Here is an 11,246-nt window from a genome sequence, read left to right as displayed (position 1 = left end):
GTCGGCGAGCACGGTCACGCCCTCGCAGGCGGTGGCCAGGCCGGAGTCCCGCCAGGCTTTCGCGTCCGCGGTGTTTCCGGGCACCGGGCGGGCCGCAGCGATCACCAGTTTGGTGTCGGCGTCGATGATGACCTGCACGTTCGCCGAGAAGCGGTAGTTGCGTGAGGACGCACCGACCTTCCGGTCGCGGACCGGGATGAGGGTGCCGTCCACGATCCACAACCGCTCGACCGCGTCGGCGGGACGTGCTGCCGGCTCGATCGCGAGCAGCGGCCTCAGCCGCTGGATCACCCGGCACACGGTCGCCGGCGAGACGCCGAACAGCGGCGCAAGCTGCCGCATCGTGAGGTTCGTGCGGTAGTAGACGGCCACCAGCAGTACCCGGTCCGCCAACGGCAAGCACCACGGCCGGCCACCACCGGGCCCGTTCCCACCCCGTTCCCGCACGGCCTTCAGAAGCCGCTCGAACTGCCGCATCCGCAGACCCCGTGAACGTCTCCACCCACAAAGGCTCAGCCCTCAACACCCCACGCATACAGGGGAAATGCCCGAACCGAAGCCTTCTGCAACACCCTTTACTGATCTTTTCGTAAGTTCGGTGGGTGTGGTGGCTGGATGGTCAGGCCGGTGTGGGCGAGGAAGGACCACGGCAGTTGGGGGTTGTTGTTGATGCGGTGGATTCCCTTTTCGGCGGCGTCGGCGACATCGGCGAGGTGGTCGCCGGCGAGGTTGGCGAGTTCACGCTTCTTGAGCGAGGACCACAGCAATTCCACCGGGTTGAGCTCGGGTGCGTAGGCGGGTAATCGCTCGAGTGTGAGCCAGTCCTGTTCGGCGACCCAGGCCCGCATCGCCCGGCTCCAGTGGGCGGAAAGGCCGTCCCACACGAGGACCACTCGCTCGCCGCGGTAGAACACCTTCATCTGCTCCAGGACCTCGATGAGCCCGGCGGTGTCGTAGCTGCCGGGCTTGAGGTCGAAGCACAGGCGGGCGCCTCGATCGGGGTCGGTGGAGTGGTAGCCCAAGGCCCCGGCCATCGAGGCACGCTTCCAGTTCAACCGATGCCGCAGCAGCGGGGTCCGGCCTCGGGGCGAGTAGGTGCGGCGAATCTGAGGGAGCAGGGAGACGCCTGATTCGTCGAGGAACACGATCCAGGCACGTGTGTTCACGGCCCCTTTTTGATCCGCGGCCACTCGTGCGCGATCCAACGGGCGATCTCCGACTCGTCCCGCTCAACCGCCCGCCGTTCGGGCCGCTGCAGACTCCACCCGAGCCGGCCGGTCAGCAACCGCCACACCGACGCCCTCGACAACACAACCCCTGTCACCCTGGCAACGACCTCGCCGACCCGCTCCAGGGTCCACAGATCGGCTTCGAAGCCATGGGCTTGAGCGCCTTGCTCCAGAGCGGCCCGGACGGTCTCGACCTGGGCGTCGTCGAGCTTGGGTGGGCGACCGGTGGCCGCACGCCGCCGCAGGGCCGAAGCACCCCCTTCCTCCCACGCCCGACGCCAACGCCGCACACTCTCCGCACACACACCCACCGCCCGCGCGATCTCCGCATTCGAGACACCCTCCTCGAGCAACTCGACCGCACGAACACGCCGAGCCTCCGCCAACTGAGGCCGTGGCAACGGAGGAAGCGAGGAAGCAGTCACAGAGGCAGAAGGTCGATAAGCCACCCCGACAGCCTCCCACTCGCACGGCCGCCACACCCACCGAACTTACGAAAAGATCAGTAGGGCCTGTTGCGAAAGTGGATCTTGTTCGTTGATGATCGCGTCTCGTGGGACGTGGGGATCTGACGAACGGCCAGTGGGCCCGACTTGAGCCGTTGCTGCCGCGGGGCGTCAAGCCGCCGCGTCCGCAGGTGTGGACGCGGCGGCAGCTGGTAGACGGCATACGGTGGCGGACTCGGACCGGTGCCCCGTGGCGGGACGTGCCCGAAAGGTATGGCCCGTGGGATCGGGTCTATGACCTGTTCCGGCGCTGGCAGCGGGACGGGGCCTGGGCCAGGATCCTCACACAGCTCCAGGCCGAGGCGGAGGCGAAAGGCCTGATCACCTGGGAGGTCAACGTCGACTCCACCGTCTGCCGGGCCCACCAGGATGCCGCCGGGGCGGCGAAAAGGGGGACCTCCAGAAGGAGCCGCCCGGCGGCATCTTCGTCGAGCCGGCCGACCACGGCCTCGGACGATCCCGGGGCGGGCTGACCAGCAAAATCCACCTCGCCGTCGAGCAGGGACAGAAACCCCTGTCCGTGGTGATCACAGCTGGGCAGCGCGGCGACTCACCGCAGTTCGAGCCGGTCCTGGAAGCGATCCGGGTGCCCCGGCTGGGACTCGGCCGACCGCGCAAGCGGCCGGACCGGGTCCGGGCCGACAAGGCGTACGACTCCCGCAGCAACCGCTCCTACCTGCGCAGACGCGGGATCAAGGCCACGATTCCGGTCCCGGCGGACCGGGTCCGCAACCGGCTGAAACGCGGCTCGCGCGGTGGGCGGCCGCCGGCGTTCGACAAGGACGACTACAAGCAGCGGCACGCGGTTGAATGCGGGATCAACCGACTCAAGCGGCACCGGGCCGTTGCCACGAGATACGACTGTGAGGATGTGGGGGTGCCGCCTCGGGTGGTGGTCTGGCCCGCGATACGACTGGCCTTGGTGCCTTGAGTTTGATCTGCCGACCGCTGCCTGAGGCGGCGCATGCTGCCGCCGGACCGGTGGGCGTGTCCCGATAGGGGCCTTCGCGACAGGCACCGTCACAGTCCTGACCGCCGCACTCGGCCCGGCGTCGGCCGGTGTTCCCGGAGCGTTCAGGAGACAGTCGACCATGAACAGCATGGCCCAGCACACCCATCCACATCACCGCCCAACTGACCTGAGCGAGGAGGTGGTGCTCGGGGTGGACACCCACAAGGACGTCCATGCAGCCGCGGTGGTCACCGCGACCGGAGCGCTGCTGGACAACCGCACATTCCCCACTACAAGGAAGGGATACCACCAGCTCCTGTCCTGGGCCCGCTCCTTCGGGCAGTTACAGCGGGCCGGCGTGGAGTGCACCGGCTCCTACGGAGCCGCACTGACCCGCTACCTGCTCAGCGAGGGCCTCACGGTCACCGAGGTCAACCAGCCGGACAAAGCCGTACGGCGCCGACGCGGCAAGACCGACGCGATCGACGCGGCAGCAGCGGCTCATGCCGTCCTCTCCGGCCGCGCCACCGCCGCCGCCAAGACCACCAACGGCCCGGTGGAGATGATTCGGTTGTTCAAGATGGCCAAGACCTCCGCGGTCAAGTCCCGTTCACAGGCCATCAACCAACTCAAGGCCATCCTGGTCGCTGCAGAACCGGACCTGCGGGAGTCACTGGCCGGCCTGAGTAACCCCAGGCTCATCCGGTGTTGCAGCGAACTGAGCCCCGGCGAGAAGACCGGCCCTGAGGCAGCCGCCCGACACACGCTGCGTCTCCTGGCCGGGCGCATCTTGCACCTCACCGAGGAAATCAGCGACCTCACCAAGCGGATCACGGCGGCCATCGGCGACTGCGCGCCCAAGCTCCTCGATGTCTACGGCGTCGGCCCTGACACTGGTGCCGCACTGCTGACAGCGGCCGGCGACAACCCGCAGCGGATGGGCAGCGAGGCATCTTTCGCCGCCCTCTGTGGGGCGAGCCCCGTCGAAGCCTCCTCCGGCAAGACCCAGCGTCGCAGACTCAACCGCGGCGGTGACCGCCAGGCCAACTCGGCCCTCTACACGATCGTCCTGGCCCGGATGCGCTGGGACACTCGAACCCGCGCCTACGTCGAACGCCGAGTCTGCGAAGGCAAGACACGCCGCGAAGCCATTCGCTGCCTCAAACGCTACGTCGCCCGCGAGGTCTACCAGACGATCGTCACGCTCCGGCCGAGTACGGACGAGCCAAGATCAGCTGCTTGACATCCATAGGGGCATCAAACTTGCCGTCCGCTACGAAGCGACCGTGCTGGTCGCAGCCATCAACGAATGGCTGTGACGCTGCTTCGTCGGGCTGATGTCCATCAGCAGCGGCTTTCCGGCTACCTTCCGGTGCCATCCCCGCGCAGTGCAGCGCGGACCAGAGCGACGTCCGCAGCGGGGACAGCAAGCTCCCCATAGCGATCAGCGGCTTGCAGGGACAGCAGACGGAACATCCCCTTGTCGACCGCCTGACTTCCCGGGCCGGCGACCGGGCCCGCCCCATGGACGTGGAGCGGAGCAACCAAGGCAACGCCTTCACCGGATCGGCCGAGCACTCGAAACGGCCGCCACACCACTGTCGACGCTGCGGCAGGATCCAGAATCAACGACCCCTGCCGGAAACGCTGGCCGTCACGGACGAACGCGGAGACCTCGCGAGCCTCTCCCGCGTTCAACGCTACGACGTCCGCCTCGGCGCGAGGCCGAGCATCTCCTATGAACTGCTCGATGAGACGCCCCGGATGCCGGAGCAGATCCGTGAAGGTCAGCGTCCCCGCGGCCCGTCGCACTCTTCGTCCCACCGTTGCCCCCCTGCATCGCGGTCGCACCCAGGGTAGCGACGAAGGGGTACGGAACTACCTCCTCAGCCACTTTCACAACACGCGCTAACGGCCGGCCGATCACCACGACAAGGCGGGTGTCCACCTTTGGACTGCTCGGCCACGCTGTGTCGTGGGTGGGCACGAGCGTGCCGTCCATGATGAGCACGGTATCCCTGGCGAACCGCTTGCCGGGCTGGAGCGCGAGCATCGGCCCGAAGTCGTCGAAGACGCGGTCCGCCGCCGGCTTCGACACCCCGAACAGCGGAGCCAGCTGCCGCATCGTCAGGTTCGTGCGCCGGTAGGCAGTCGCCAGCAGCGCCCGGTCCTCCAGTGGAAGGCTCCACGGCCGGCCCTTGCGGTCAGCATCTGCGCGCTCGCGCCGCGGGACGATCACGAGCCTGCCGAAGCTGCGCGGGCTCAGTCTGGTGAACGGGGCTGCCCAGGATTGTTCCGACGCCGTGATCACACCAGCCATCAGGTGGTGATTTCACCGACCGGCAGCTGCGTGGCAGCCGTCAACCAATCCCGGTGACCACCGAGGCCGAGGACAGGAGCAACGCGCCCAGCGCCCCCGCAGAGCCGTAAAGCCTCACCTCACGTCGGCGATCGTGTCGGCGGACATAGCGCCTGGTGGCGGCGGCAAAGGCCAAGCCACCGGCGATGAACCACGGCCCCCACAGGTAGAGGTACCAGCGGGTCAATCCGACCAGATCAGGCGCCACAACGCGTGCCCCAGCCTCAACCAGCACTCCGTGGATCACGAACTGACATCCGTGCCAGACGAGCAGTAATGTCGCGCCACCGCCACAGAGCACCATCAGTCGGCCGGTCCACTTGCCGCGACGGCGCGTCAGACCGATACCGACCAACGCTCCGAAGAGCTTCAGAAAGCCGGTCACCCACAAGACGGCCAGGAACCACGTCGCCCGGTCCTGAGCAAGCTTCACCAGCGGCGGAGCCACCATCGCCTGCACACCGAAGGTGCCTCCCAACGCCCAGACGAAGCTGGGTACCGCGAACAAGAATCCCCATGCCGCAACGATGAACCCGGGCCACTTGCCCAGACGGAGGCGGAGCGTCCAGCTCAGGGGCGGACGCACTGCATCGTCCAAGGAATGCTTGATCGTCACAACTCCACCATTGCTGAAGCTCGACGACAGGACGTCGTCCTCGCGAACGATCACGCTCCCCCGCTCGGGGGAGCCACCTTTGATCGCCCTGGCGACTGACCGTCAGCAACGACTCGGAGTCCCCCGAAGATCAGTTACTGGACGCCCCTTACTCTCACCTGCGGCAATGGCTCCGTTCCCGAGGCACCACGCCAGGGATTGCCCGCCGGGGCATCGAGACCAGACAACGACTCGGACGCCACCAATGCGTCATCGAGCGAACTAGGTCTTGCCTCGTCGGCTGCCGCCGGGTCCATCGACGCTACGAAGGCAAGCCAGAATAGTTCCTGGCGCCGGCGTCAGTGCCGATGTAGGTGACCTCCGTGAGCCGACGGGTTTCGTCGGACGGTGCCGGACCGAGCCCTGCGGCGCGGGTGAGAGTGGCGCTACGGCGCCGAGCGCGTCCCCGCGCACCAGGCGCAGTCGGGCTGCCTGTTCCAGCAGATCGGCGACCGTCTCGTCCCGGCCTACCGCGGCTTCTGCGAGGTGTCGTGCACGGCGCTCCGAGTCGTCGGCGAGAACGGCGGTCGCTGAGGGGCAGGACCGGGCACCGCCGTCGACACCATGCGTCGCTCGCTGTCCGGCACGGCGGACCGCTCGATCAGAGCCAGCGGATCGCCGTAGGCCGTTGTCGCGACAGGGGCGGCGTACCGTCAGGGGTATCTCGGGGTGTGTGCGAGCCAGCAGTTCGGCCGATGACGCAGGTCGCCGCCGATGAGCAGCAGGCCTGCGTTCGGCGATCAGTCGCAGCAACATCAGGGCCGCGCTGGATGTCACGAGACGGGGGTTGGGGCCAAGCCTTTGCCGACCCCGACCCGCAGGGCGTCGCGGGGGCCGGGGCCAGCCGGTCGAAGGAGTCGAACAGTGGCACGAGCTTTTGGTTGAGAGCAGCGTAGAAAAGGTCCGCCTCGAACCGTTCTCCGCCCGCCCGCAGTACGCGGGTGGCCCCCGCGTCCGGCTTCTGCCGCCGGTACGTCGAGGAGCGCGGTCTTTCCGAGGCCTGCCTCGCCGGGCAACAGGAGAGCCGCGCCGTGGTTCGCGGAGCCGTTGACGTGGGACCTGATCCAGGTCCCGGTCCCGCCTGATCAGCCCGCCCTGCGGCCGCCCGACCAGCTGGTTCACGTCAGTCATGGGGCTGTTGCCCCAAAGGCTTCGACGAGAAGGGATCCCCCCGTGCTGTGTGTCGGTTCTCGTCGCGTCAGCACTCGGCCTGTCAGCGCATCGAATCATCCCGGGACACCCGTGACCGCGGACCCGCCACGCCCGGGCGTCCCGATACATGGCCCGACGGGTCCGACCGAGTGCCGTCCGAGGACTACAGTCCCAGGTCAAGGGCCAGGCACGAGTAGTACTTCCACGAGCCTTCGGGGTTGTACGAAGCGCCCTTGCCGCTCGGTGCCGTCTCCGCTTCCTCGGTCATCTCCTCGAAGCGAATGCGCTCGGGAAGCCTGCCGTAGCGCGCGTGCCGTGCTGTTGCGGCAGCGGTGTCGCTGGCGAGTTCCTTGTCCATGACCCTTCTCCACTTCGCCGGTCGTTCGTGGATGACGTCCTCTTGGTTACCGGGGACGAGCACCAGACTGCATCCCTCACCGTCACCTGTCAAGATGGTGACGCACGCGGTGGTTGCCGCGTGCCGGACGGCGTATCCGCGTCTGCAATGCAAACGTGTGAGCAATTGCCACCGTGCCGGAGAGTGCGATGCGGCGCGCTCAGCCGAAGACGTATGCGTCCGATGACGTACATCGGCAGCCCTTGTGCGACCCAGCCGCAGTCAATCGACTGTCGCCCGCCGACCGGTGCGCGACAACACTGAGAATCACCCATTTCCATCCATAGTCGACGGAGGGCACGAATGACTTCCACATGGTTGATCACCGGCGCATCCCGGGGCTTCGGGCGTGCCCTGGCGGAAGCCGTTCTGGAGGGCGGCTACCAGCTGGTGGCGACCGCACGCCGTCCGGAGCAGCTGCACGACCTGGTCTCGCGATACGGCGACCGGGTGCGCGCGGTGGCCTTGGACGTCACCGACCCCGTCGCGGCCGCGAACGCGGTGCGCGTGGCCGTCCACGAGTTCGGCCGTCTGGACGTGGTGGTGAACAACGCCGGATACGCGAACAGCGCCCCCATCGAGGAGATGACGGAGGACGACTTCCGCGCCCAGTTCGAGGCGAACTTCTTCGGGGTCGTCAACGTCAGCCGAGCCGCCCTTCCCGTACTGCGCGGCCAGCGCTCGGGGACCTTCGTGCAGTTCTCCTCGCTCGGCGGCCGGGTCGGGGGCACTCCGGGCATGGGCGCCTACCAGAGCGCGAAGTTCGCCGTAGAGGGCTTCTCCGAGGTCCTCGCGCACGAAGTGGCCCCCTTCGGGATCAAGGTCGTCATCGTCGAGCCGGGCGCCTTCCGGACGGACTGGCAGGGCTCGTCCATGGAACTGCACGCCGTGGGTCCCGACTACGAGGAGACCGTCGGCGCCATGAACAAGTACCGGTCGGAGAACGACGGTACGCAGCCCGGCGACCCGGTCCGCGCCGCCAAGGTCATCATCGACGTCGTCCGCCACGACGACCCGCCGCGCCGGCTTCTGCTCGGCGCCCAGGCCGTGAGCATGGCCCTGGAAGCGGGCGAGGCACGCGCCGCTGAGACGAGGAAGTGGGCCGGGGCAAGCCGCGCCGCGGACTTCCCTGTGTAGGTGCGCCGCGAAGGACGTGCTCCCGAACGCTTCGGAGTCTCCCCCGCCTCTTCCCGACTCCTCCCCTGTCTTCCTCCGGCTACACCCCTGTCGCCCGCACCCCTCTCGCTCGCTTCCCACTCGGTCTGAAGGAGATCCCGTCATGTCTCGCAAGACCTGGCTCATCACCGGCGCCTCCAGCGGACTGGGCAAGGCCCTCGCCGAACACGTCCTGGCACAGGGCGACCAGGTGGTGGCGACGGCCGGCTCGACGCGGGCCACCACCCAACTGGCCTCCCGCCACCCGCAGACCGCGCTTCCGGTCAAGCTCGACGTCACCGAACCCGCGGACCGCGAGGCCGCGGTGCGTGCCGCCGAAGAGCGCTTCGGTGGCATCGACATCCTCGTCAACAACGCCGCCATCGACTTCGTCGGCGCCCTGGAGGAGCAGGATGAGGACGACTACCGCCGGCTCTTCGAGGTCAACTTCTTCGGGGCGGTCGCCCTCACGCGTGCGGTGCTGCCCGGCATGCGCAGGCGGCGCAACGGCCTCGTCGTCAACATCTCCTCCATGGACGGCCTGGCCAGTCTGCCCGCCAACGGCTACTACTCCGCCAGCAAGTTCGCGCTGGAAGGCTTCACCGAGGCCTTGTGGCAGGAGATCGAGCCCATCGGCCTGCACGCGATGATCGTGCAGCCCGGTTCCTTCCGCACCGGCATCGAGAACCGGACACGGGCGTCCGGCGAGGCCATCCGAGGACTACGCCGCCACGGCCGGCGCCTTCCGCGCGATGTTGGGCAGCCTCACCCCGGAGATGTTCCCCGGTGACCCGGCCCGGGCCGCCGAGGCCATCTATGAAGCGGCGAACGCGCCGGAGCCCCGTCACTGGGTCGTCCTGGGCAGCGACGCCCAGCGGCGCATCGGCGTCAAGCTCGACCAGTTGCGGGCCGAGTTCGAGGCCGGTGCGGAGCTGGCGTTCAGCACGGACTTCCCGGGTGCCGCCGACAACGCGGTGCTCTGAGCGGGGTCGTACGGAGGAGCCGTACGGCGCGGTGACGCCGGGTGCTCAGCCAACGGCGTCGCACGCCACACACCCGCCTCGAACGACTCCCGAGCCGCGTCCACCGCTCGGTCGACGCCCACCAGCCGCGCCTGGACCGCGCGGCCGACCATCGGCTGGTCGTGCGGCGAGGTGAGGTCGAGCGGCTCCGGGCTGCTCGGCTCCGCCCAGCAACCCCCGATGAAGAGCCGGTCGTAGATGATCACGCGCCTGCTCTCTTCCGGTGCTCGGTTGTTCAGGGCTCATACGTATCACCTCAGTCGAATGACGTAGCTCCTCGCGTTGCCAGGCTCGCGACACAAGCCGGCTGCCCACCGGGGTGACAGCGTCGCTCGGGCCCGCCACCTGCAGCACCCTGCGGCGCCACGTCCGATCAGCACACACACCACATGACGTGCGACGCGCACCGGCCGTCGTGTCGCATCGCACCGTCATGTGACGGATGTGTCCGTATTCACCACAGACCAGAGTGTGTGCTGCCAGGTCCGGGGACGCCGTTCCGCAGGCACGGACAGATCACCGGAAACGCACGACGGAGGACTTCACATGATCAACAGGCGTACTTTCAGCAAGGCCGTCGGCCTGGGCACCGGCGCGGCCGCCGTCTCGCTGACCGGCTTGCAGGCCGACGCGGCAGCCTCGACCGCCACGACCCCCTCGGACCGGCCGAGCGGCACCCCCGCCCCCACCGTGCCCGCCCTCACCCCCGGCACACACACCGCTTTCCCCACGCTGAGGCACATCAGGGCGGGCGTCCTTAACATCGGTTACGCCGAGATGGGCCCGGCCCACGGCCCGGTCGTCATCTGCCTGCACGGCTGGCCCTACGACATCCACAGCTTCGTCGACGTCGCCCCGCTCCTCGCCGATCTGGGTTACCGGGTCATCGTTCCCTACCTGCGCGGTCACGGCAGCACCCGCTTCCTGTCCCGCCGCACCCCGCGCACCGCCGAGCAGTCCGCCATCGCCCTCGACATCATCGCCCTGATGGACGCGCTGAGGATCCCCGAGGCGGTCCTGGCGGGCTTCGACTGGGGCTCGCGCACCGCCGACATCATCGCCGCCCTGTGGCCCGACCGCGTCAAGGCCCTGGTCTCCACCGGCGGTTACCTCATCACCGATCGAAAGAAGCAGCTGGAGCCCGCCGCCCCGGCCGTCGAGCGCAACTGGTGGTACCAGTGGTACTTCGCCACCGAGCGCGGCAAGACGGCCATGGAGAACGTCGACGAACGCATCGCGCTGTGCCGCTACGTGTGGACCCTCGTCTCCCCCAACTGGACCTTCGACGACGCCACCTTCGAACGCACCGCCCAGGCCTTCGAGAACCCCGACTACGCCGCCGTCGTCCTCTACAACTACCGCTGGCGCATCGGACTCATCGAGGGCGAACCCCGTTACGACCGCTACGAGCAGCAGCTCGCCGCCCAGCCGGCCATCCACGTACCCACCATCACCCTCGACCCGGCCCTGGACCCCTTCACCCCGCCCGGCGACGGCACTAACTACCGCGGACACTTCACCGGCCCGTACGAGCACCGCACGCTCGCGAACATCGGGCACAACCTGCCGCAGGAGGCGCCCACCGTCTTCGCCCAGGCAGTCGTCGACGCCGACCACCTCTGAGCCCGTACCCGACAACACGGGAAAGGTGAGCGCGGCACCCACAGGCCACCGCGGCACCCACGGACACCGGCGCGGGGGGGGGGGGGGGCGCCCCCCCCCCCCCCCCCCCTTTCGGGGCCTTCTTCCCCTGGTCACCTTCCATTCTGGGGTGGGGGGGGGTGGGGTTTTTTCGCCCAGTTCCCCCTTGGGGGGGTTC

Annotated in this window: 10 protein-coding genes and 2 pseudogenes; 6 read left to right on the top strand and 6 right to left on the bottom strand. The window is 68.4% G+C overall.

Translation table 11 applies throughout. The annotated features are described in order from the left end of the window. The 3 genes and pseudogenes from AC07AW_RS41030 to AC07AW_RS41020 all read right to left on the bottom strand — a co-directional run. A pseudogene (locus tag AC07AW_RS41030) lies at positions 1-535 on the bottom strand (transposase family protein); the annotation flags it as partial. A 40-nt stretch (positions 536-575) separates the two neighbouring features. Next, positions 576-1,166, bottom strand: a complete 591-nt coding sequence (locus AC07AW_RS41025; protein WP_478820560.1) for an IS630 family transposase — start codon at positions 1,164-1,166, stop codon at positions 576-578. Continuing rightward, entirely contained in the window at positions 1,163-1,654 is a 492-nt protein-coding gene (locus AC07AW_RS41020) for a winged helix-turn-helix domain-containing protein (RefSeq protein WP_478820559.1), read from the bottom strand. Before AC07AW_RS41020 ends, AC07AW_RS41025 begins: the two co-directional genes overlap by 4 nt. A 128-nt stretch (positions 1,655-1,782) precedes the next feature. Between AC07AW_RS41020 and AC07AW_RS41015 the strand changes: the two genes are divergently transcribed. Both AC07AW_RS41015 and AC07AW_RS41010 read left to right on the top strand, forming a co-directional pair. Continuing rightward, a protein-coding gene (locus tag AC07AW_RS41015) for an IS5 family transposase (RefSeq protein ID WP_478820558.1) occupies positions 1,783-2,666 on the top strand; the annotation gives its coding sequence in 2 pieces (ribosomal slippage) (positions 1,783-2,127 and positions 2,130-2,666; 882 coding nt in all). Between the two features lie 160 nt (positions 2,667-2,826). Then, positions 2,827-3,930: an IS110 family RNA-guided transposase gene (locus tag AC07AW_RS41010; RefSeq protein WP_478820557.1), complete on the top strand. Its 1,104-nt coding sequence runs from the start codon at positions 2,827-2,829 to the stop codon at positions 3,928-3,930. A 663-nt stretch (positions 3,931-4,593) separates the two neighbouring features. Here AC07AW_RS41010 and AC07AW_RS41005 read toward each other — a convergent pair. The 3 genes and pseudogenes from AC07AW_RS41005 to AC07AW_RS40995 all read right to left on the bottom strand — a co-directional run. Then, positions 4,594-5,007, bottom strand: a pseudogene (locus tag AC07AW_RS41005) (helix-turn-helix domain-containing protein); the annotation flags it as partial. 40 nt (positions 5,008-5,047) lie between these two features. Continuing rightward, a complete protein-coding gene (locus tag AC07AW_RS41000; RefSeq protein ID WP_478820556.1) occupies positions 5,048-5,716 on the bottom strand; it encodes a DUF3995 domain-containing protein in 669 nt (222 codons plus the stop codon). A gap of 1,300 nt (positions 5,717-7,016) precedes the next feature. Beyond that, a complete protein-coding gene (locus tag AC07AW_RS40995; protein ID WP_478820555.1) occupies positions 7,017-7,211 on the bottom strand; it encodes a hypothetical protein in 195 nt (64 codons plus the stop codon). Positions 7,212-7,553: 342 nt separating this feature from the next. Between AC07AW_RS40995 and AC07AW_RS40990 the strand changes: the two genes are divergently transcribed. From AC07AW_RS40990 to AC07AW_RS40975, 4 genes are all read left to right on the top strand, one after another. Next, on the top strand, positions 7,554-8,387 hold the full coding sequence (locus AC07AW_RS40990) for an oxidoreductase (protein ID WP_478820554.1): 834 nt from the start codon (positions 7,554-7,556) through the stop codon (positions 8,385-8,387). 142 nt (positions 8,388-8,529) lie between these two features. After that, positions 8,530-9,195, top strand: a complete 666-nt coding sequence (locus AC07AW_RS40985) for an SDR family NAD(P)-dependent oxidoreductase (RefSeq protein WP_478820553.1) — start codon at positions 8,530-8,532, stop codon at positions 9,193-9,195. Next, the gene (locus tag AC07AW_RS40980; protein WP_478820552.1) at positions 9,182-9,388 is read left to right on the top strand and encodes a hypothetical protein; all 207 of its coding nucleotides are present in this window, start codon (positions 9,182-9,184) and stop codon (positions 9,386-9,388) included. Before AC07AW_RS40985 ends, AC07AW_RS40980 begins: the two co-directional genes overlap by 14 nt. Positions 9,389-9,973: 585 nt before the next feature. Then, entirely contained in the window at positions 9,974-11,050 is a 1,077-nt protein-coding gene (locus tag AC07AW_RS40975) for an alpha/beta fold hydrolase (RefSeq protein ID WP_478820551.1), read from the top strand. The last annotated feature ends 196 nt before the right edge of the window (positions 11,051-11,246 follow it).

Source organism: Streptomyces sp. NPDC044003, assembly GCF_056435185.1.
Note: the sequence above shows the minus strand (reverse complement) of the source record. Positions and strands in the feature narration are given on the sequence as shown.